This is a genomic window from Candidatus Zixiibacteriota bacterium (assembly GCA_026397505.1).
Lineage (GTDB): Bacteria > Zixibacteria > MSB-5A5 > GN15 > PGXB01 > JAPLUR01.
Genome location: JAPLUR010000010.1, coordinates 1 through 22,137, shown reverse-complemented (window position 1 = coordinate 22,137; position 22,137 = coordinate 1). Strand labels below are relative to the sequence as shown.

Annotated in this window: 16 protein-coding genes; 5 read left to right on the top strand and 11 right to left on the bottom strand. The window is 48.2% G+C overall.

Annotated features, from left to right (window positions below):
- The first annotated feature begins 74 nt into the window (after positions 1-74).
- Positions 75-1,154, top strand: coding sequence for a flavodoxin-dependent (E)-4-hydroxy-3-methylbut-2-enyl-diphosphate synthase (gene ispG, locus NT002_00430; protein MCX6827744.1), 1,080 nt, complete (start codon positions 75-77; stop codon positions 1,152-1,154).
- A gap of 179 nt (positions 1,155-1,333) precedes the next feature.
- The gene (locus tag NT002_00425) at positions 1,334-1,786 is read left to right on the top strand and encodes a hypothetical protein (protein MCX6827743.1); all 453 of its coding nucleotides are present in this window, start codon (positions 1,334-1,336) and stop codon (positions 1,784-1,786) included.
- Between the two features lie 146 nt (positions 1,787-1,932).
- Here the strand turns inward: NT002_00425 and NT002_00420 are convergent, their stop codons facing one another.
- Complete coding sequence (locus NT002_00420; GenBank protein MCX6827742.1) at positions 1,933-5,712, bottom strand: hypothetical protein; 3,780 nt, start codon at positions 5,710-5,712, stop codon at positions 1,933-1,935.
- A gap of 506 nt (positions 5,713-6,218) precedes the next feature.
- Positions 6,219-7,619: a radical SAM protein gene (locus NT002_00415; protein ID MCX6827741.1), complete on the bottom strand. Its 1,401-nt coding sequence runs from the start codon at positions 7,617-7,619 to the stop codon at positions 6,219-6,221.
- 637 nt (positions 7,620-8,256) lie between these two features.
- On the opposite strand from NT002_00415, the gene NT002_00410 reads away from it, so the two are divergent.
- Complete coding sequence (locus NT002_00410; protein ID MCX6827740.1) at positions 8,257-8,799, top strand: nuclear transport factor 2 family protein; 543 nt, start codon at positions 8,257-8,259, stop codon at positions 8,797-8,799.
- Positions 8,800-9,022: 223 nt separating this feature from the next.
- Here NT002_00410 and NT002_00405 read toward each other — a convergent pair whose 3' ends face one another.
- The 4 genes from NT002_00405 to NT002_00390 form a co-directional block, all read right to left on the bottom strand.
- Positions 9,023-9,178 carry a hypothetical protein gene (locus tag NT002_00405; protein MCX6827739.1) on the bottom strand — a complete coding sequence of 52 codons (156 nt, stop codon included), beginning with the start codon at positions 9,176-9,178 and terminating at the stop codon, positions 9,023-9,025.
- A gap of 310 nt (positions 9,179-9,488) precedes the next feature.
- Positions 9,489-10,301: an arsenite methyltransferase gene (arsM, locus tag NT002_00400; GenBank protein MCX6827738.1), complete on the bottom strand. Its 813-nt coding sequence runs from the start codon at positions 10,299-10,301 to the stop codon at positions 9,489-9,491.
- A 171-nt stretch (positions 10,302-10,472) separates the two neighbouring features.
- Entirely contained in the window at positions 10,473-11,237 is a 765-nt protein-coding gene (locus NT002_00395) for a N(G),N(G)-dimethylarginine dimethylaminohydrolase (GenBank protein MCX6827737.1), read from the bottom strand.
- 58 nt (positions 11,238-11,295) lie between these two features.
- Complete coding sequence (locus tag NT002_00390) at positions 11,296-12,147, bottom strand: bifunctional methionine sulfoxide reductase B/A protein (GenBank protein MCX6827736.1); 852 nt, start codon at positions 12,145-12,147, stop codon at positions 11,296-11,298.
- A 330-nt stretch (positions 12,148-12,477) separates the two neighbouring features.
- Here NT002_00390 and NT002_00385 point away from each other — a divergent pair, with 330 nt between their 5' ends.
- Positions 12,478-12,975, top strand: a complete 498-nt coding sequence (locus NT002_00385) for a DinB family protein (protein MCX6827735.1) — start codon at positions 12,478-12,480, stop codon at positions 12,973-12,975.
- 33 nt (positions 12,976-13,008) lie between these two features.
- Here NT002_00385 and NT002_00380 read toward each other — a convergent pair whose 3' ends face one another.
- The 5 genes from NT002_00380 to NT002_00360 form a co-directional block, all read right to left on the bottom strand.
- Positions 13,009-15,471: an AAA family ATPase gene (locus NT002_00380; GenBank protein MCX6827734.1), complete on the bottom strand. Its 2,463-nt coding sequence runs from the start codon at positions 15,469-15,471 to the stop codon at positions 13,009-13,011.
- Positions 15,468-15,662: a hypothetical protein gene (locus NT002_00375; protein MCX6827733.1), complete on the bottom strand. Its 195-nt coding sequence runs from the start codon at positions 15,660-15,662 to the stop codon at positions 15,468-15,470. The genes NT002_00380 and NT002_00375 overlap by 4 nt, the downstream gene beginning before the upstream one ends.
- Before the next feature lie 531 nt (positions 15,663-16,193).
- Positions 16,194-17,282 carry a hypothetical protein gene (locus tag NT002_00370; protein MCX6827732.1) on the bottom strand — a complete coding sequence of 363 codons (1,089 nt, stop codon included), beginning with the start codon at positions 17,280-17,282 and terminating at the stop codon, positions 16,194-16,196.
- A gap of 259 nt (positions 17,283-17,541) precedes the next feature.
- Entirely contained in the window at positions 17,542-17,802 is a 261-nt protein-coding gene (locus NT002_00365; GenBank protein MCX6827731.1) for a hypothetical protein, read from the bottom strand.
- Between the two features lie 237 nt (positions 17,803-18,039).
- Positions 18,040-20,169 carry a hypothetical protein gene (locus NT002_00360; protein ID MCX6827730.1) on the bottom strand — a complete coding sequence of 710 codons (2,130 nt, stop codon included), beginning with the start codon at positions 20,167-20,169 and terminating at the stop codon, positions 18,040-18,042.
- 1,042 nt (positions 20,170-21,211) lie between these two features.
- Between NT002_00360 and NT002_00355 the strand changes: the two genes are divergently transcribed.
- A complete protein-coding gene (locus tag NT002_00355; GenBank protein ID MCX6827729.1) occupies positions 21,212-22,006 on the top strand; it encodes a hypothetical protein in 795 nt (264 codons plus the stop codon).
- The last annotated feature ends 131 nt before the right edge of the window (positions 22,007-22,137 follow it).

Genomic DNA, 22,137 nt, shown 5'->3' with positions numbered 1-22,137 from the left:
CTAACCAACTTTCAGTTGATATTAGTCGTAAAAGGCGTAAATTACAGCCGGTAAGCTCAAAGGTCAATAAGTATATGGAACTGAAATATCCTCCGGTCCGAAGAAAAAGCCGCGCTGTCAAAGCGGGCAAAGTCATAATCGGCGGTGGATTTCCGATATCAGTCCAATCGATGACCACGACCGACACCCGCGATACCGCCGCCACGGTCGCCCAGATAAAGCGGCTCGAGGCCGAGGGGTGTGATATTGTCCGGGTGGCGGTGCTCGATGATGAGGCTGTTTCCAAGTTGGCCGAGATTAAATCGCAAATTGCTATCCCGCTGGTGGCCGATATCCATTTTAAGTATAAACTGGCTCTGGAGTCGATTCGTCAGGGAGTGGACAAGATCCGTATCAACCCCGGCAATATCGGCGATGATTGGAAAGTGAAAGAGATTGTCCGGGCGGCCAAAGATGCCGGCATACCGATTCGGGTCGGGGTCAATTCCGGCTCGCTCCCGAAAGACTTGCTTGAGAAATACGGCCATGATCATCCCGAGGGGTTTGTGCAGGCGGCGCTTCGCCAGATTGAGATTCTGGAAAGTATCGATTTTCATGATATCGTTATTTCGCTGAAATCGACCAATGTCAATACCGCCTACTTTGCGCATATGATGCTGGCCGAAAAAATAGACTATCCGTTTCACCTGGGGATCACCGAGGCGGGGACACTGGCAACCGGCACGGTCAAATCAGCGGTGGGGCTGGGGGCGATTCTTATCAATGGTATCGGCGATACGATCAGGGTGTCGCTGACGGCCGACCCGGTCGAGGAGGTGCGAGTCGGCAAGGCGATTTTGAAAGCGCTGGAGCTGAAAAAAGAGGGGGTGGAGGTGATCGCCTGCCCGACCTGCGGGCGCTGCCGGATAGATTTGATCCCGCTGGCCGAGGCGATCGAACAGAAAACGCGGCGCTATAAAACACCACTCAAAGTGGCCGTGATGGGGTGCATTGTGAACGGCCCCGGCGAGGCGGCCGCCGCTGATATCGGCATTGCCGGCGGTGATGGCATGGGGATTCTGTTCAAGAAAGGGGAGATTATCGGCAAGGTGGAAGAAAAAGACCTTGAGGCGGCGCTCCTGAAAGAAATTGAGATATTGACCGGCGGAAAATAGCAGGTCACGGATTTGCAGGTCGGCGTTTCGAATTCCGGCATTGGTTTTGTAGGTCAGTGACCCCTTAGTGTCCTGACAATGATTTGCGAAGCAAATCAAATTTACCGCGCCGTCAGTCCCGACCTCTGTCGGGATTGCCTGACGGAATTATTCGTCGTATCGCAACCCTCGGAGTCCTGATGAGTACAAAGCGAGGATTGTTCAAAAATAAGAAAGTAATGGCATGGGTGCTAATGATGTCCGCCATAGTTTTGCACGTGGTTGACGAAGCCATGACAGATTTTCTGCCATTCTACAATCAGGTCGTGACCGGCCTCCGGCAGCGTCTCGGATTCTTTCCAATGCCGACATTCACATTTCGACTCTGGCTTGCAACTCTGATCTTTTTAGTTGTTGCCGGCTTTGCCTTCACACCTGTAGTTGCCCGAGGCGGAAAGCTGGTACAGCGATTCACGACTGTTCTGGGTATACTTATGATATTGAATGCGTGCGGTCACATGATTGGGTCGGCTTTCCTGTGGAGAATCTTGCCCGGATTCTGGAGCTCGCCTATCCTGCTTGCCGCGGCAGTTTTTATGCTTGTCCGCGGCCTCAGCGATTCATATTGGACATCCCGCCGGAATGAGATATAATCGTCCCCGATCAAGTGCAAACACACCAATTAAGATAAAAGTCAGGATCTAAAAAGATCCTGACCTGTTTCTGCTACTAGTGATTCTTAGAAGGTTAACGGCGTGCGATCGTAAGGAAGAACAGCGAATGGTGGAAAATAAGTAAACTAGAAACCTCTATGCTCTTCTTCGATCTTCTCTCTTTCGATGATGTACTCTACAGACTTAATCTCTTCATCTAACCATTGTAACACATTCGCATCTTGCTCAATCGATCGTAACTGTTCAAGAGCAGCCTTTTTCTTTCTAAAATGTAGGCTACCAGGTCCAGTAAATCCCTCGGTCCCGTAGTTTGCATGGAACTCATTTCGCACAGCCTCAATACCCCCATATCGGACCAAGACATCTCTAGCCAGACTAGTAACGCCACCTTGATTGGAAAGACTTGGAGGGACTATGTAGGCCATATAAGGCGCTCTCTCATTTTTATTTGCGTCAACCCATCGCCAAATATCTGTGCGATCAAAGAAATACATCGCACCCTGAGGTGCCGGAGAGAACTCGCCGCCCCTAAGCCATTGCGAGATGTGGAATGCCACTGCGGTGACAGGAGGACCAATCTCTCTTACGGCAAGCTGCCATACTGCTGAAGGAAATCTCTCGGCGATTGCGTTCATAACCCTCTGCGATCCCGAATGATATCCTCCAATTATCGTCCCTTCCAATCCAAAATTAACAATGTACTTCTTGGCGATTTCTAAACCGATATCAGGATTCTGATAAAGCAGAGCGAGTGCTGTCCACTCCCAGATGCCATCGACGATAGGAGCAATCCACTCATCCCTCTGGTCCAAATCAAACAGTGAATCATGCAATATTAGCTCGAGAGTTATATCTCGTGGCATCGTGCGTACTGGCTCGGGGTACGCATAGTAATAATGATGTAATTGCATAGCAATTGCAATCGACTTCCTGTTGCCGGGGGACAGCAAGAACCTAAGCCACCCAATTAATATTGATTCAGCGATCTTTCTGGCAATTCCTCCTCTTGAGAAAGGCTCCAGATCTTCAGGGCGGATCTTTGCTGCCTCCGCGAGTTCCAGTATACGCTTCGCTGCTCTGTCAGTGATACCTGAGCGCCAAGTCAGTTCGGGTACCCAACCGACTGTTTCATCATCATTGGCAATTTCCTCGAGTGTTGTCTCCCAAAGACTTTCATCGCGATGAAGCAGAGCAGCGAAGTACCCCCCTAGAAATGCTCTGTTATCGCCTCGCTTCTGACTTTCAATAAGTAATGGCAGAAAAGAATTCACAGTATCAATTGAGCCCAAATCAAAGCCAAACTCAACACCACGGGCCGCCTTTTCTGTCATCAACCAGGTAAGCTCTGAATTCAACAATGCCGGTTCCGCTGCTACCTTCTCTGCAAGTGTGCCTATCCTGGCACGAGCGACATCAGTTTTATTGCCCTTGTCATCAATGTGGTCTTCATATATGAACATGCCAACATATCGTTTTAAGAGCGAACTAAAGTCTGAACCAACGATATCTTTTTGGATCTCTTCCCATTTAGCAACTATATCGGGGGGAGCCATATTACGATCATAGTGTAGAATTCGCAAAATTACTTTGACCACCTCTTCCTTATCAACCATGTAGGAGCTGGCCAGGTTTTCCATGGTCTTCTGAACAATAGGCGCTAAATACTGTATCTGTGCCAATCCCCTTGCCCTGTTTAGAAGTATTTCGATGCCTTTCTTGGCATTTTCAGTGTCCAGTGTGGCGTAGTGGGCAGACACCAAATTCCAAACTGTTTCATAATATTCGTACAACTCGCCCCAGGTTTTCGGCGTCCATAATTCCGGCAACTTCTTCAAGCCCTGATATTCGGGACCAACTTCTCTGAAACCCCCTTGAGTCCCTAGGGCCTTATCACAGGCCAATAGAGCTATGCGAATATTAACGTGATTTCCCGAATCGAACAACTCCTGAAGCAGCGTAATACGCTTCATAGGCGGAACTTCTGTGGGTGCAAGACGGCCAAAACCGGGGGCAAATAATTCCGCGAACACTCCAGTTGCGTTGTTGGCCACATCCTCTGTCTCGGCTCGTGCGAGGGCCAATAGGAGTCTTGCACCTCGCTCAAATGTTTCTTTCCAAATAACAATGCGCTCTAGTGCCCATACTACGTACCGCCTTCCGTCCTCAAAATGCCGCAACTGGTCTTCATTCCATGAACCAATGGCTCTCTCCAACGCGGCGCATGCTGCCGTTGAATCCGCATTTGTCAGAGCAAAAAATAAGCGGGACGAAAGCATTGAGTTCAGCGATTCACCAGTAGGGAAAGCACCATCAGGCCCGAGTAGGTCCCGAGTAATCTTCTCTGCTGTAGGTGATTCGGCGGCGTATGTGAACATTTCATTGTGCCAACCGATTAGATCGTCAGGAACGCCCTCAACGAATCTGCTATAGTTGTATGTACCCCCATAGTGTTCCCACCATTCTACCCACATCCTTAAGTGCATCAGTTTGCGGGTGAAACGAAGCACATATTCGCCTCTAAGGATGCCTATGTCACGAAGGCTTACGATTATTGATTCAAATTGAGGTTTGCTGATAGTAGAGTCAATTTCTTGGACTTTGGAGCAGATAACATTCCTGTGACGCCTATAGTGATCTGAATCAAATCCAAATTGTCTATATAGACTCAAGCAGCGTAGTACTAAAACACGTCGTGAGTGCTCATTTGACCCGGGAGTACAATTTATCGATATCCGACTCTGCCAAACCCTTATCATGTCGGGACTCTTGAGCAAATTTGGTTCCTCGCCAACAAGATGTTGACCGACATCATGCGCATCTCGCGCAAATCCGTCTACAAAATCTGCCCAGCGTGATGCATCAACACTCTCAATGCCATAGGACGAAATAATGGCCATCGATTGTTCACGTGGTAATCGGGGAACACCGATATTTACAGTCCCTGATATTCTCGAAACCCTCTCATCATTGATTGTTATCAGTCGTATTCCTTGCCGATTTGGGCCAAGGAAATTGGTTAATTCATACCCTTTTTCCGGTGAGCATTCATCTACGATCAGAATGCACCGAAAGGGGTTATCGCCCTTTGCGAGTTCGCGATATAAATCACTATTCCGAAGATCGCCAGGATTGCTGAAATAGAGAATAAGGGGTTGGATTCTTTCGTCTCTAGTAGCTTCGAGTACTATTCTTGTTTTGCCCACACCCGAGTCGCCAAATACATGAATTCGATTATTCTGCGAAGTGGACAGTAATTCGTCGATGATTGTCTTAATTATTGAGTCAATGTTTGAGGTCGGGAAATATGTATAGGACATATTGGCGTTTGCGGACCATCTTTTGTGAGTTTGCATTAGTCCGCCCCGACTGGTGATTGCCAAAGAAATTGATGGATAAACCGAAACGAGAGAGGCAATCTTGTTTTGGCCCCAAACTGTGATCTTGACTCGACCCAAATCTGGATATTGCTTTTCGATGATTTCGGTCATCTTGGAAATCTTATCCTCCAAGTTATGTCTGGGGTTGTCCCAACCAAACAGCAATGCGACAAAAGTGCCACCCTGCTCAAAACAATGCCTTACGCCACCTTTTAACTCTTTTGTGCGTTTTTCATATAGAAGATCCCGTAGCACTTTGTCAGTAAGGCGAGGAATGGGACCGGATTTGATTTGATATTTGCAGGTGCCTTGGATCAGGAGGCCTTTAGATGTAGGCCCTGGTGGCAGAGTAACCTCGGCGTCAATTCCGCCATCTGCAGCATTAATATTGAATGGAACGTTTATTTGAGATCTGGGTAGTCCGATTGCGGTTGCCTCTGCCCACAGCAATTGTCGCACAACATTAACGGCGTCTTGGGGCCCAAGGTTAAAAAGGTGATTCGCAGTTACTGTAAAAACAGTGTCCATATAAACGTTAAATTAATTATTCATCAAATCAAATTGGTAACTCACCCAACGGGTGGGAATTCCAATACTCTAGGCCAGGTGCAAATTAATAATTGCAATTTTCCACCAAATCTGATATAAAATACCCACTTTCGGCGCAAAGTCAAGCTGAATTCGCTTTTAAAGAATCTTAAGAGAACCGTCAGGTCATCATTCCGCTTGCGGCGGGTGGGTTACCCGATTTATCCCGTATCCATAGCCATCCCATACACTATGTAGCGTTGGGCGGGCGAGGGGGTGGATTAGAGATGTCACATGGTATATGCCAATCGAGCCAGCAATGGCAGTGAAAGCAAAGCTCCGCACATACATCAATCGGGCAGAACTTTATGATACAAACATTAGACCCGCAGTCCAATGGATCATCGCCACCATCAGGCGGTTCAACCAACCAATTCATGTTGTCACCTCCTTTCAAACATGATAGAGATTCAGGATTTTGTGTTCTGAACAGGCATTATTGCTTTTCATATGATATCACCCACAAGGGGTCGCTTTTCGACCTGAGGCCAAAGCCCGCGTTCTTTTGCTTCTTTTACAATCTTGAGCATAGACATGAGATTGTATTTCCAATTCGCACAGAAATCATTACAAACATAGGCACCATTCTTTTGATATAGTCTTTTGTACGGGCACCCACCCATGCAAATGGGCAGGATATTGCATTCTCTGCAATCGCTTTCGAACGGGGTCCAGCTCAACCATTTAGCATAGTTATGATTATACTCAATCCCTTCGGGGGTTAGAATCCCGGTTCGCAGTTCCGATTCACCTACGGTATTCCAGCAGTTCTGGATATTTCCATTTGGTTCGATTACGACCGAACCCCGGCGAATGGCGCCGCAGTTGCTCATCATGATCATTGGGTAATGCGTGATTCTAAATCCCATATCCATGGCTATTTTGTATGTATTGGCTGAAAAAGTGGAAAATTCCTCCGTCATCATGCATTGCGCGGCGATACCAGGGCAGGATTTTGATAAATGAATTACCTGGCCCAAACAAAGATGAAAATTGGGTTTTTCGTGAAATCCCCTTTTCTTTAAATCCTCAAGCAAAAGAGAAGTGCTCTCTTGATTTCGCTTGTCGATATTTATGCGTATTGATAGCATAATGGGAGCATTATCGGGGATATTGGCAAGATTGGCAACAATCCGATCATAAGTTCCTCCGCCATTTTTAAGAGGCCGTCTAATATTATGAACTTCCTTTGGTCCATCAACCGTGATCTGAAGAAATGCTATTCTCGCTTTGAGAATCAATTCAAGATTGGCCTGGTCAAGAAGATAACCATTGGTCACCATCCCGGCAAAATATTTACTTTGCTTCGCCTCACAAATTTTCATGAAATGATTGGACATTTCCTCAACGATTTGCGGCGCCAGCAAAGGTTCGCCTCCATACCATGTAACAGAGAAGGCAGATCCCTCCGAAATTTCACGTTCACATAATCCGATAATATTATCATGCACTTCATCGGTCATTATACTTCCGCAATGTGGCGGCAATGAATGAAGTCGGGCGTCTTCATAGCAATAATCGCATGCAAAATTGCATTCAAGGGTGGGTATAATAGTGAGTGCGAGTCGCCGGCCATCGAAACGGGCGGTATAATGTCGAAATTTTATTAAGTCAATTTCCTCAATATCCGATCCTATTAAAAATCCACCTTTCATGAAATCTTTGCGCAAATCATCATTATCAGGAGTGTGCGGGGTTTCTTTGCCCTCTGAAAACATGGCGATCTTATCATAGCTGGGTTGGTCGAGTTCCGCCAATCCACAACGCAAGGCATTAAATGCCAGCCAGTTGCCGTTTTCCAACTTGAAGAAATGATTGTATTTTGACAGCTTTAACTCATCTGCCATAAAAATTAAGACCTCCTATGGGCGAAATCCCTGTATTCCTTCAGGCATTCCGGTATCTCAAAATAGTTTAAGCCTTTTCAAATCAATCCCAGTTATGTCGAGAGATGTCGGCTGCTCTCGGCAACAAGGCGAAAGAACCTTAATGCAAATTGCCATCGAAAATATGGACCACCAGGAGCATTACGGTAATGTCACAGCGACAACTGCCTAAACATCCTCCAGTAATTACCGTTTCCCGATGAATCCAAGCTGACTTGCGGTTGTTGTACTTTCCCTGCGAGATGGCCAAAACTGATATGCAATATATACTGAACCCCTGTCAATTCCTGTCAGTATGATTTGTTCTATTTTGGAATTCTTGTTATGAGATATTTCTTTTCTTCTCACCCGGCCAGGTATATCAAAAACAGCTGGGTAGATTCCTCATTGACGGAAGCGAGAGCTGACGGAACAAGGAATATTAGAGAGCGAATCAAGATAGAAACAATCGGGGAAAGGAGAGAATCATATCGAAAAACAGTTGCTATCAGGCAAGGAGCATCTTAACTTGAAGTAAGTTCGTGTTCAAATTGTTTGACGACATAAATCTATTGGGTGGACGCAAAAATAATAGAAAACTTAGAAAGGAGATACTGAAATGACGAAACGCATGAATTACGGGTGCGTCACACTCATTATTCTCCTGTTGATTGGAGGATGTGGCACCATGGCTCAAAAAGTGGATCCCGTGACCGAGAAAGCTAAGGTCGAACAGGTAGTCAAGAACTCAATCAGGTGGGTGCTGAACAAGGACAAGGAGTTGTCCTACAGTTGCTTCGTAAATGACTCATCGCTGTTCTGGTTCTCTCCTGATAACGCCGGCACAATCTCGGGTTTTGAGGCGTTTAAGTCGTTGACGGAGCAGGTGTTCATGAATCCGGCCTTCAAAGGCGTCAGATCCGAGTTCAAGGATTTGCGGATTACTCTGTCAGGCTCCGGCGATTGCGCCTGGTGGTCTTGCTACCTCGATGATTTCAATGAATGGAACGGCCAGCCTGCGAACTGGGTAAATGTCCGCTGGACCGGCGTGCTGGAGAAGATCGATGGCGAGTGGAAGATCCGGCAGATGCATTTCTCTCACGCGCTTGAGGATTTTCAGGAGAAGCCCAAGCCGTCCGACAGCGCCGCAACGCAGAAATGACCGTTACGGCCGAGTCCTGCCGTTTCTCTCGTTTGCAGTTGCGTAGGGTACTAGATTCCGCATTGGCGGAAGCGAGACCTGACGGAACAAGTAATACCGTACGGCGGCGGGTTTGAGAACCCGCCGATCACGGTAAAATGGGAGGGAATTGTCAACCCCCCCACTCATTCCACCATAGGTGGAATTCGGGGGGAATTTTGAATTGCAGGGCTGTTTCTTCAGGTCATTTATCCGGATATCTGAAAAATGCAAAAAGGGCGAATAGCCCGTAAAGCCCATAGAGACCGTAGAGGGACTCATAACCGGGAATCATGCCCAGCATGCCAAAAATACCGAGCATCCCTAATAAGCCAAGGTAACCCAGATTTCTTTTCTTCACGAAATGGCTCCGTCATTTTAAAGGAAAATGGAAGATATCCACCTATACTTTAATATGAGAATATTACGGAAGAAAATGAAAAAGGTTTTGTGCCCGGCAGATTATTATATGAAACGTCGGGTTGCTCGACTGCACTGACGCGGAGGAGATTTGCGCCTGCGGCGCAATGTCAAGACCCCAAGGGGTCATTGATCTACAAAACTACGAAACTCAAGGGTTCCCGACGGCGAGAGAAAATAGTCGATTCGCTCCCCAAAGATTTCGGCGGGTGATTTATTCTGCACGCGGCAAATTTCGGGGCGACTGTGGGCTAATCTGTCCCCAAAGGCTTGTTCCCCACGACCGTTACACTTAAAATGGCCGCTCCCGATTTTTTGAAACCCTGCAAACCTTCAGCATCAAGATACTTGCTCAGCTGGCTGTCAGGTAATTCGATTTTCTTTTCGCTGACCACCGCAATGTCGCAAAATCCAGCCGCAATAATTGTCTCAAGATAGGCATTCTTGCTAATCGCTCCGGCCACGCACCCGGCATACATTTCGGCCGCCGCCTTAATTTTCTCCGGCAGTTCTCCCTCGATAACGATATCGGAAATGGCAAAATGACCGCCGGGTTTAAGAACCCGGAAAATTTCGCCGAACGCCTTACTTTTATCGGGCACCAGGTTCAGCACACAATTGCTTATGACTCTGTCCGCGGTATTTTCCGTCACCGGCAGGCTTTCGATATCTCCCAGACGAAACTCGACATTGGTGTAACCCATCTTCAGATTATTTTCCCGCGCTTTTTCAATCATGGCTTCGGTCATATCGATGCCGATTACCATTCCTTTATCGCCGACAATTCGCCGCGCCACAAAAACATCATTTCCCGCACCGGAACCAAGGTCGACAACGATCTGCCCTTCTTTCAGCTGCGCATGTTTGGTCGGGATACCGCACCCCAGGCCGAGATCGGCCTCGCGATTGTAACCCTCAAGTTTCGAGTAGTCATCACTGAACACGGTGAAATCCGTGCCGGAACAACAATCGCCGCCTCCGCAGCAACCGGCCGGGTCCTTGGCCAAAGCAATCTGGCCATATTTCTTTTTCACAAGTGATTTGATCTTATCCGGAGAATCCATATATTTTTCCTTTCCTGCACCGTTGAGGTATCATTTATAAACTACCGAGCGCAGAGCTCAAAATGATAATCTTCTAAGATAATTTACTGCATATAAGTCAGTGGATCAAGCGGAAAATCGAGCCTGCAGGTAATCTGACTTCCGACATCGCGTCTTCAAGATTCTTTTCGCCTAAAATCGCAGGGAAAGGCAGCTTAAGCCGCCATCGAGCTTCCGAAATTCCGACATATCAAGCGCGATCGTCTTGTATCCGCACGATTCAACAGCCTTCTTTATTTTATTATACCCGGCGGCTATCAATATCGTTCCATTCAGCCAGAGGCAGTTGGCCGCATAGATTTCGTCATCATGAACCGGAATTACTCTGTACTTAGTAAACTCCGGCCGTCCGACAAATTCTCCCGCCAAAACCATAAATTCATTTTCGAGATAGGCCGTGCCCGATTTGAGATGCAGGGCGTTTTTGAGAGTTACTGTGGAGCCGTTCATATCATACTTGTTTAATATCCCGATAATCTGCTCCGCCCCTTCCCTGTTTGTCCGTTGCGAAAGGCCGATATAGAAATGGTTTCCGACCATCATGATATCGCCGGCATCGGCGGTACCGGGAGAGATGATTCGTTCGATGTTGGAATAGAACGGTCTCAAAGCTGTTTCGATCGTTTCGGTCTCGCCTCGTCTCGATGGCGCTCCCGGCCGCATGATAACAGCGCAGGCGGGTGTCAGCAGGGTGGTATCCTCTACAAATGTCGAATCAGAATAAGCATTATCGGGCGGCAGGATCGTTACCTCAAGGCCGCACAATTTGAGCGCGTCAATGTAGGCGGCATGTTGAGCCAGCGCCTTTTCATAGTCCGGCTTGCCCAATCCGGCCGAGCTGAGGCCGTCGACCATGCTGGGGCCTGGTATCCGCACAATAGCCTTAGTGAATCTCATAGCCGTTCATCTCTCCGACCATGAATATACTCAATTATGGCCCGGATAAGACAATAATTTAGAATCGTTTCTTATATATATGGCAGTATGGTTGTTTGCCGGTATGCTCGTAATAGTCCTGATGATACTGCTCCGCCTCCCAGAACTTCTCGGCCGGGGTCACCTCGGTGACCACATCGTACGCCTTCCCTTTCAAAATGGAAATCAATTTTTCGGCAATCTGTTTCTGCATCTCATTCCTGTAAAATATGGCCGAGCGGTATTGATCGCCGATATCCGGCCCCTGGCGATTTTTCTGGGTCGGGTCGTGAATCTCGAAAAACAGCCGCGCCAGTGTTTCAAAATCAGTTTTGGCCGGATCGAATACCACCTCGACCGCCTCGGCATGCCCGGTAGTATGATCGCAGACTTCTTCATACGTTGGATTGGTCGTGTGGCCGCCCATATAGCCGACCCGTGTCGATAGTACTCCCTCGGCCTGCTGAAGAAGGTACTCCGTCCCCCAGAAACAGCCTCCCGCAAAATAGGCCGTATCGGTTTTGGTTCCCCGTGCGACCGGCGTGAAATCCATCGAAATCGAATTGACACAATAGCGGGCATTTTGGGGAGTGATCTGCTCTCCCTCGAACAGGTGCCCCAGATGCGCGCCGCAGCGGGCGCAGGTTATTTCGGTGCGGATACCATCGGCATCGAGCGTTCGCTTGACCGCGCCGGGAATTTCGTCATCAAAACTCGGCCAGCCGCAGCCGGCATCGAATTTGTCTTTGGAACTGAACAGCGGCGCGCCGCACTGTCTGCAGGTATACGTGCCGTCCGCGGTGTACTTATAATATATCCCCGAGAACGGCGCCTCCGTTCCCTTGTGAATAATCACCCGTTCTTCTTCCGGTGTCAATTTATTGTATGTCATCGCATTCTCCTCGGTATTCGCTTTGGATATCAATGGCCGCGACGGGAAACTGATCACCGCCGCCGTGACCGCCACGGCCAGCAGAAGCATAAGCGATATATAACTCTTTCCAAGTTGCATAAGAATAATTTATCCTTGAGCCGGGCAAAATCCAGCCGGGCCAACGGCCATATATTTATCTGCAAAACAATCTCCGAGCGTGATTAGTTCCAGACCCGCAGGCCAAGCCCCCCTGGCGGTCTTGACTATCATTCTTTACTATAAAGTGATTGCGGGCAACCGTCCCGCAGATTATGTTTATTCAAATTGTCTCAGGAGAAATGGAGAAATATGGATACCTATTGGAAAACAACCATTTGGCGGCAATTTGGAGCCGCCATTGACATGCTTGAAAATGCCCTGCTCGCCTGCCCCGATAAAATTTGGGGCGACCGCTCGCGAAAACCGGAATATTGGTATGTGGCCTCCCACACCCTCTTCTGGCTTGATTTTTATTTGTCGGAATCCGCGGAACGGTTTACTCCTCCTGCCCCTTTTGGTCTTGAGGAGATGGATCCGGCCGGTGTCCTTCCTCCGCGGGTGTACTCCAAAGAGGAGCTTCATACTTATCTCAAGCATGGACGCGAGAAATGCCGTGCGGCAATACTGGCTCTGGCTGATGAGACCGCCAATCAATCGTGTGGCTCCAAGAGGCCGGAACTGACCAACTTTGAATTGCTTTTGTATACCATGCGTCATGTCCAGCATCATGCCGCCCAATTATATCTTATGCTTCGGCAGACAATCGATTCGGCTCCGCCCTGGGTTGGCAAAGTGAAAAACCAGTAGGCCAAGAGAGACCTACGTTGCTAAAGAGAATACTTAGTCATTCTTTGTCAGTAAGTTCCAATCCACATTACCGCAACGACATTTTACAGTAACAGGTTTCATATCTGTCATCGCGAGTGTGAGTAATGACTGACATTTATTGCACTTAAACAGTCCATGTAGATCTGCAAACGCCTCTACAATTGGTCTAAAGTCATTTGGTGTGAAGTTAGCCCAATTGTTGTAGTGCACATTCGCATTGATCCCCCATTGTTCCGCGTGAGTTCGGCTAAATATCGCGCTCCTGACACTATCGATCTCAACAAGGGCTTGTTCAAGTTCGGAATTTCCCCATGACTTTGCTGCTTTTTGTGCCTTGGCTACAAGGCTCTTGTAATAATTCATGGCCGGTATCAAATATTCGCCCAGCTCGTGTTTTCCATCAAGTGTGTAAACGACAGGCACACGAAGTGCATCACATACTAGCTGGAAGAACTGTTCTGATCCCCACCGTAGTTTATGTGCTGCCGACGATACCGCATTTTCCTTCAAGTCTTCATCAATGCGATCCCAAATTGCCTCATCAAAATCCACCGCGGGGCCTGACGCAATGTTCCAGTTCGTGAACTCATAAACCGCGGCCTTCGATACAACGCCCAAATACTGAAGCTGGCTTGCCCAAGTTCTGTCGTGTGTTGTAATAAGAAATTGGCGCTCGGGGAAAGCGCCAGCGAGCATCTCACAAAGCTGGCGGCGGTGATCCGCGTCCACTGACATTACTACGTCGTCAAAGATAGTCAAGTCGATTAGCCCCTTTGTAAGTCGCTCTGCAAGGGCCATGTAGAGACAAAGCCCCATACTGTCTTGGTGTCCCTCACTGTGGAGTGCGTGCGGGGGGTGCAGCCCGCGACCATAGAAATCGACTTGGAAATCGAGCCCTGCGCCGTCGGGCACGATAGTCGCCGCAAAAACCGATTCATCGATTTTGTGAAGTTGCCTGTAAAGTTCAACAAAGCGATCGCGTATGCTATCGTAGAGTCTTTGTAAGACTGTATCACGCGCTAACAGGAAGTCCGCGAGAAGTAATTCTGCTCTCTTCTGAGCGAGTACAGCCTTGGTGAGATCTGCTTGTGCCTTCTCTAAGGCCTTCAGGTTCTCTTCCAAGTGAGTAAGGGTATCCCATGCCGTCTGCTCAGGTGTTGGTTTCGGGCACGACGCTTCTGCGACCGCGCGAATATGTTCGAGACGATCTACAAGGGTCCCCGCGAGAAAATTCTCACGCAAAATTGTTGGTGCATTGGCCAGTTCATTAGACTTCTCAATCGGCTCTGCAATGATTTGCGAGAGTCCCTTTAGAGTGCTTAATCTGACCTCAAGCGCTGACACGTCTACATCCAGGGCCAAGAGTTTCCCGACCCTGACAATTGATTCCACTCCAAGAATCGCGGTGTTCAAGAGTGTCGTCAATTTAGATGCCAGCTCCATTATCTGCTCTTTTTGCTCCTTGGTGGACTGTGCGGCAATGAGACGCCTTTGCAGGAGTGCCCGCAATTCTCCGGGCGGCCACATAGTTTCACACAGCGGGCAACTGTCGGAGTCGTCGATGAGACCAATACCTAGTTCCACCAAGTTTAAACAAGAGAGGGCACGTAGTGCTTCTGGGTCAGAACATATCCCTGCGACTTTTGCTGTGAGATTCTGTACTAGTCCTACCGCCTCCTCTTGCCGCTCACCGGACATTTGATCCTTGAGGCCCTGTATATCCTTCTCAAGTATGGCAACGTTGTAAGAAATCGAAGTGCTTGGAGCTGGTGGCGCAGTAATGCCCACCTTCAACGTTGTTGAGTGTAAATCGCTTAGTGTGGCACCTTTCAGCAGCACGCGATTATCATTCGCAAAGTTAAGCACGGCAGTGGATTCGTATGTTTTCAACAGGGTAGTTGCGCCTGCTGCCGCTTTTGCTGCATCCTCAAGACGTTTTGCTGTTTGGAGCCCTTTCTCAGTTTCATGAGCCACCTTTACAAGAGCTTTTCGGATATCCTCAATCTCAGTAATGTTCAGGAGATCCTGAATCTCCTGTGCTCGACTGCTAGACTCCGCCGTCACATATTTCAGTATCTCTCGCCTTGTCAAAACATGTTGGCCCTGCGAAGCGGTAGCGAGAATGGGACTGAGAGATGACTCCAATTTATGATCATAGTCGAGCCGGTTGGGTGCCGCCATCGATCTCACAAGTTCCGTATTGGTCGCGCCGTCAGGCAGCATTATGACTGCACGAACCTTCGCGTCCTCGGGTTCGTGATCAACATGCGGTCCATGCTTGCTTAGCGACAAACCTGCAGTACCCTTTCCCGTCAGACGCGATATTCGTCCCGTAAGCAGGAAATCGATGGCATCTACTACCGCACTCTTGCCGCACCCATTAGGTCCCCATATTAGCAAGTTTTTCCCGTTTGGCGTGAGCTTTAGGTAAGGGATTCCCCTTACATTCCAAATCTCAAGTTCCATCAACTTCATAGCTCAATCGATCCTTTGGGTGTAATCGCTTCAGCCACCTTTGACGGGTTCTTCAGATCACCACATTCGACCGCTCGTCTGATGGCTTCGAGACTTTGTCCCTCAAATTCAACCCTGCGAGACAAACGGGCGAGCATTTCATCTGCGATTTGTTCCCACAGCGTCTTTTCAATTTCAATAGCTTTCGTCATAAGCATATCTTTCCTCTGCAACCGGCAACCCACCCAACAGGCTGGAATTCTCAATCCCTGTCCCAGGTGCAAATTAATAACTGTAATCTTCCACCGAATCTGCCATAAAATACCAGCCATCCGCCCAAAGTCAAGCTCTATTCGCGGGCGGTTTTTCGCAACTCCTTATCCCTCATAGCACCCCCTGCAAAATCACAATCAAACTGATGGTGTTTTGGCCTCCCCCCATTAATAAAGACTATTCATCTTTATATGTCTATAAATGAGATGAAATCAATCGTCAATCCAACTGTCAGCAACTGTCACCTGCGTGGCATATGCCACAAAATCTCTTTCTCATTATTTCCTCCCTAAATAAAATGCCGGACTCCCCCGCTCAGGACCTGCCGGTGGAGTAATTGGTCAACTTAATGGAGGTTTATGTTTCTCTTCAAAATCGAGACTTCAAGGATTCTATCTTGCCCCAAATAAGAGCCGGTCGGCAGTTTAACCGACCGGCTGTTTTATCTTTATGGAAATGGTTGGATTAGCCTAGAAATCGGGCCCCATGTCATTTCCAATAATTGACCGGCAGGCGACTTTCCATCGGCCGTGGAAAAATCCCATGGCGGCATCGCGCGGGTGCGATTTATATCTTCCCCGCAGGTCGCCCAGAATATTCAGATCGCGGTCATAGAAATTCCCCTTGAACCATCCGCCTGCCCGGCACATAGCCTTCTCAGAAGCATGTATATTAGGCATCGGGCCATAATCTCCCTTCAAAAGCCCTTCGAATCTGCCGTTGATATCAATATACTTGCCGACAAAAACCCGCTGGATTTCGCCGGTACTGTCAGGAATGCCCCATTTCCCCTTTACCTGGCCCAGAATCTTGCCATTGCAGGTCATCCAGTTGCCGTAAAAAATCCCGTTGCCGCTGTCATCGGTTCCCCAGAAACCGGCCAGGAATCCTCTCGGGCAGTATCGCCAGGTAAATCTGAACGCCTGCACCGCCACAGCGTTGGAATCGCTGAGATAATAGACCGTATCCAACCCGTTCAACTGGTCGATATTAAAGGTGATTTTGAACGGCGCCGTGTCAAATGTCAGAGTGACCGGAGAGGTATTGGTATCGCCGCTGTCAGCCGGCGGAACGAAAACATTAACAAAGATGCCATCATGGAAAACGGTGGTTCTTGAAACCCATTCGATAAGGGATCGATCGGTCCGCGGGAGGATAGAATCTCTGGCCGGTTCAAAATTTATCGTGCGGCGCAGAATCTCAATCCCACGGGATACTTTAAGAGAACCGGTCCAGTCGGTGGGCGTGGTTGAGGCCGAATCATAGGCCAGGCGTCCCCAAACAATCCTTATTGCATACAGAGAGATGCCGGTGTCGCCGACCAGGGAATCCTCGCCGGCAGCAATAGGATCATCATAGGGTTTATCTCCACCCAGCTTGGCGGCCAGCGTGGGATCTCCAAAATAAGGCAGTTCATTGGTGGGCGTGAAACCGCCGAACTGTGCGGCGATCTTGTTTAAATCCTCGGAGTTGGAGGAGGTGCTGTCCTTGCCACAGCCGGCAAGAAGCGCAATCAATCCAATTGACAGAAGTAGAATTAGAGTTTTCCGAAACATCATATTACTCCTTTCCATTAAGCTCCAAATCTTTTGCCGAAGTAGATATCAAACTGCATGCCAAGTATTTCCGACCGGCCAATAGCTTAATTGATATATGGTTACGCCAAATATAATTTCTCCAAATTGTCCAATTACCGTACCACGCGGTACAAAATTCGATCTTCCGCCCCGAAAGGGACATTGAGCACTAATGAACGCACCCAAATACAAATATAGCTCAACCCGGAATTTTCAATTGATGAAAAGTAATCTGGTCAGTTCAAATGCAGGCCCAGGCAGTTCGCTCAAGGGCTTTCACGACCGAATCGTACGATATGGTCAAACCCTCTCCCCCGTTGCCAATCTTCTTGACCGAATTAATCAGGTCAAATCCATTGACCATAACCTTCGGATTCGGCATCTGAGCTTCATGCTCGGTAATAATGGCCGTAATACCGAGGTTTCGAACCGCCTCATGAACAAATGATGCCGCCTTCAGGTGGTCGGCATTACTTTTGGAATAGATTATTTCTATTTGCATAATCTCACCGCGCGGCGGTAAAGTACCCTTTTTTGAAATTGGAAGTCAACTAAAAACTTTCTTAAAATAAATCATATAAGACCTTGAAAGCCAAAAGCATAATTCGCAATCCAAAAAATTTTATGTCAATTAAGTACTCTATTAAACCAGAAATCACAAAAAAAGTTTCATGCTAATGGGTGGATAGGTGAAAATCGATAGGAAATATCTGTTGATAGATGAAAATAAGCGGTAAGACTATTGATTGCCAAGTCGCATCTCGGCGATTTTTTTCGAGACTGATTTTATTTCATCCGCTTTGTAAGGATTCTTGGCGACAGTTTTCAAATAGGCCTGAAAAGCCAGCACTTGATAGCTCTTGTCGCCGCTCCCGATATACATCTTATGCAGGTAAATTGCCAGTGCCCACTGGACCGAGAAATCATCGGGATAGAGGTTTGCTGCCTTCTGAAGTGCTTGAAGGCCTAGTTCGAATTTGCCGCTCAGTGCATAAAGATCGCTTATGGCCTTCAGAACCGACTTATTATTGGGGTACTTCGAGGCGAATCTCTCCATATAAAATAGGGCGCTGTCATTCTGCTTTTCTTCTTTGAAACGCCATCCGATTTCATAGTCGGTCATTTTATAGGAAGAGGCCGCGGCGTTTCCGGTCAGGTCGGTAACTCGCACCAGCACAATGCCGGAATTCCTTATCCAGTACTCGGTGACCTTCTCTGCCTTCTCCAAATAGGGAAACTCTTTGATCAAGATACCGGATGCCCCGCCATCAACTGCGATATGGGTCACAGGAATTTTCCGGAAAAGGTCGGGGTCATCATTAGAAACTCCGGCCGCATAGATCAGCCCCTTCAGCCTGTTTTCCAGAAGCAGGGTGGGGGTCAACGGGCCGCTGATAACGGCATTTTCGCCCAGTATCTGCGCCAAATCCTCGCCCGCCTCTTTGCTCGCATAAGCCCGTTGCTTTTCCCATTGATTATATTCCTGTCCGAAATTCCAAAGTCCGACGACCGAAATCAAAACGAACGCGGTTACTTTGGCATATCGCAGTGAAATCACCCTGCGAATGAGATGATATCTGATCTCCAGGAAAGTGAGCAAGGCCGCCGGCACGAGCATTATCCGGACAATCGTGGCGGAATCTTTCTCACTATCGGCCAGATTCCCCGACATAGCATAGCCGTTATAAGCGATCTGGTCAATTGTCATCCAGAAGGCAAGAAATAGCACGGCTATGAAGATTTTCCCTTCTCGCGACGGCATTTTCTTGAACCGATCAAATTTCTGACTGAAAAGATACCCGGCCAAGCCTGCCAGGGGGAAATAGAGCATAAAAATGTATCGAAGGGGACGATAGTTTTCCGGCATGAAGAATATCTGCCCGGCGACAAACCAGACGATCAGGAATAGAAGCGGGAGATTTTCTTTGAGGCTTTTCCATGAATGGAAACGGATCAGAACTATAAGACTCAGAAATCCGGTGATGCTCAGTGCCGGCCCGAGATAGTAGAAAAGTGAATCGTTGCCGAAACTGATTAGCTTGACAATAAAGGTCAGGGGCGATTTGAGAGCTTCGGGGAATCCATAAAGGCCGATTGTTTGCTTGAAAAGGAAATCGGTGAAAGCGCCGAATTTCCCGCCAAAGATAAGAATGAACCAGAGAAGCACTGCGGCCAGAGTCGAGCCGACGACGGTGAGAATATCCTTTTTCCTGCGCGGTTCGCTTTCCAGCCAGATTGAGACTATTACCGGGACTATCAGGAGAAAGCCGAATATTTTGCAACTCAATCCTGCAAGTGCAACCAGCACCCCCATGGTGATAATGCCCCAGAGTTGGTGGCGATAATAGGCAAAGACAAAGAACAGGGCGGCGGCTATCAGAAGAAGGCCGTTTTCGGTGTATGGCAGCCGTCCGTAAACATAAAGCACCTTGTTCGACAGCAAAAGAAATAAGATGAGCAGCATGCCCCAGCGGCTGACAAATTTCCGCATGGCCGCGGCAAAGAGAAATATGGCCAGTAGCGAGGGTATCAGGCCAGCCAGGTTGGCGTTGATACGCGAGATACCGAAAAGGGCAAACAAGACATAGCTTAAGCCCGATACAAGCGTGTACTCGAATACCCGCCAGCGCTCCTGATTGAAAGGGTCGCTCTGGCCGAAAAGAAGCTGGTTGCGGGCATGAAGCACGTAATGGTAGGGGTCGGTGGTGAGCGACTGGCCGTAACCATCGAAATAGATCGGCGGGTCGGAATCAAGGTTGGCCAGGCGGAGATAGATGCCGGCGGCGACGATGACCACAAGAAGCACCCAGAAGAGGAGATTAGGAGCTAATTTGCGGGAGCTTTTGGGTTTTTCTTTCGCGGCGGCCATATCGGTCTAAAGATACATCAGAACCGCATATTTGCAACCGGATTTATGGGGGGTGGTCAGCATAGGTAGAGTTGTGAGCCCCGGACTCAATGTCGGGATTGAGAAAATGGGCGATGTTTACCGGCACTATAATGGATAACAATGAATTAGGCGGAAAAGGCCGACCCCACGAATTGGGTTTGTTTCTTCGATTTTTAAAATGTACTCGGCACCGGTCCTCTTGCGCAGATCTCGGTGGTGAGGCCAATGAGTTCGGACCATGATGTGCGAAGCAGGGCGGGATGGAGTATAGCCTAAGGCATTGTCCCTTAATAATATAACATTTATTGAGAAGGCGGGTAAAGGGAGCAAAGCCAACATAAAACGGCCTAAGCGCATATACCACAACGCGATCTGAAGTTTGGCTTTGCTTTATGAAATTTTTGGGTGATTTCATACGGGGTGGGATAGGGTGTTAAGACCATGACAGAAAACAGATTGGGAGGAAAGAAACAAGCCAATTAATTTGGGTTTGTTTATAAAAATGGGGGCATGCGGAATTCTGGTTTCCGCAACGGGTGGTGGCCGGTGGGCGGTGAGTATTTTTGCGCGTTTGGACATCTAAATAGGCACTCTTTCTATAAGAGGGGCGAGGCCCAAATCACCATCGGTTTGATAGTGATTTTGCAGGGGAAATGGAATATTCACAGATAAGTGTCGAAACCCCCGACCAAGGGTACGGGACAGGCGCAAGGGATTCAAGCCACCCGTCTGTCCCCCAGTAAGCTGGGGGTTACCCGTTACCGGTTATATATCAACGCGTTCCTGGGAATCTGTGATCACTCATCAAGCTTCATAAGAAAAATAGAAAAGTTGTTTTTCCACTGCCAGAATCTGACACGGATGCTCGCTATCTTTGCGCCGCGATCTCGTGACGGGATGTGGCAAACAATGGGTATTAACACGGGAGTAAAGAAATCAGACATATCGCCTTTGACTATGTGACCAGTATTTTGGGCACAAGAAACAGATTTTAAACTTAAGCAAGAAAGGAGAAGTCAAGATGCCTCTTGATGTATTAAGTATCCCTTCGGACGAATATCCAGTTTTGGCCTCGGCATATGAGGCGTTAAAAGACAACATTGACAAATTGTATGTCGACCCATTATTCAAGAAGGCGTACGGGGCCTTGGATACAGAGACCTTTACAGGCGCGTTCACCGCGTTTGCAGAGAACATGGAAGAGTATAACAAGTTCCATAGGCGTGAGCGCCGGCTGTGGGCCACTAAGATTGGCAAAGGGCGACTTGCGCCTACACTTGAGGAAAAATTTAGAAAGTCCATTCCAGAGGGCCGTAAGAACTATGAAGCTGCATTTAAGGCCGTTGATACTATGTGCGATGCACTTGTTGAGTCAGGATTAGACAAGGTTATGGAAAAGCACTTACCTGCAATCATGGGTGTGCTTGAAAATGAGCAACACCCATTTTCACAGTTGACGACAAGGTTCTTCGTCCGGGCCGGTACTACGCGAGAAATGCTGGATGAGTTTCGGATTCATTTCGCTCCAATTCATTATAATTTCTTTGGCGCGGTTGGGCCAAGCCTAGTGAGCATTCAAGCATTTTCTGTTAAGGCAAGAAAGGCGCAGCTGTCCATCCTTGACCATACTTCCGAACATGGATTTGACTATCTCCGAGGGGAGTGCGGTCCACCCGCTTGGGCCATTTTGGCGTCGAAAATTCTAGCCTCTGCGGGAATAAGTGTTAGCGCCTGGATACTTGTAGCTATCATAGCCGCCCTCCTAGCCATTCTTGCAATCATATGTGCGGCAGCGAGTGATGGGAGTTTGGAGTGAACCCCTTTTGTTGGACAGGTTAGGGTAGGACGGTTTGGCGGTTCACTTTTTCGTTCCTCAGTAGGGCCTCGAACTCGTTGGGTGGTCGATAGCCCAGAGAGGAATGCAATCGTTTCTCATTATAGACATCC

Excerpts from the sequence above, each read along its gene's own strand:
- ispG (MCX6827744.1), top strand. The coding sequence starts at position 75 with ATGGAACTGAAATATCCTCCGGTCCGAAGAAAAAGCCGCGCTGTCAAA.
- NT002_00425 (MCX6827743.1), top strand. The coding sequence starts at position 1,334 with ATGAGTACAAAGCGAGGATTGTTCAAAAATAAGAAAGTAATGGCATGG.
- NT002_00420 (MCX6827742.1), bottom strand. The coding sequence starts at position 5,712 with ATGGACACTGTTTTTACAGTAACTGCGAATCACCTTTTTAACCTTGGG.
- NT002_00415 (MCX6827741.1), bottom strand. The coding sequence starts at position 7,619 with ATGGCAGATGAGTTAAAGCTGTCAAAATACAATCATTTCTTCAAGTTG.
- NT002_00410 (MCX6827740.1), top strand. The coding sequence starts at position 8,257 with ATGACGAAACGCATGAATTACGGGTGCGTCACACTCATTATTCTCCTG.
- arsM (MCX6827738.1), bottom strand. The coding sequence starts at position 10,301 with ATGGATTCTCCGGATAAGATCAAATCACTTGTGAAAAAGAAATATGGC.
- NT002_00395 (MCX6827737.1), bottom strand. The coding sequence starts at position 11,237 with ATGAGATTCACTAAGGCTATTGTGCGGATACCAGGCCCCAGCATGGTC.
- NT002_00390 (MCX6827736.1), bottom strand. The coding sequence starts at position 12,147 with ATGACATACAATAAATTGACACCGGAAGAAGAACGGGTGATTATTCAC.
- NT002_00385 (MCX6827735.1), top strand. The coding sequence starts at position 12,478 with ATGGATACCTATTGGAAAACAACCATTTGGCGGCAATTTGGAGCCGCC.
- NT002_00380 (MCX6827734.1), bottom strand. The coding sequence starts at position 15,471 with ATGAAGTTGATGGAACTTGAGATTTGGAATGTAAGGGGAATCCCTTAC.
- NT002_00375 (MCX6827733.1), bottom strand. The coding sequence starts at position 15,662 with ATGACGAAAGCTATTGAAATTGAAAAGACGCTGTGGGAACAAATCGCA.
- NT002_00370 (MCX6827732.1), bottom strand. The coding sequence starts at position 17,282 with ATGATGTTTCGGAAAACTCTAATTCTACTTCTGTCAATTGGATTGATT.
- NT002_00365 (MCX6827731.1), bottom strand. The coding sequence starts at position 17,802 with ATGCAAATAGAAATAATCTATTCCAAAAGTAATGCCGACCACCTGAAG.
- NT002_00360 (MCX6827730.1), bottom strand. The coding sequence starts at position 20,169 with ATGGCCGCCGCGAAAGAAAAACCCAAAAGCTCCCGCAAATTAGCTCCT.
- NT002_00355 (MCX6827729.1), top strand. The coding sequence starts at position 21,212 with ATGCCTCTTGATGTATTAAGTATCCCTTCGGACGAATATCCAGTTTTG.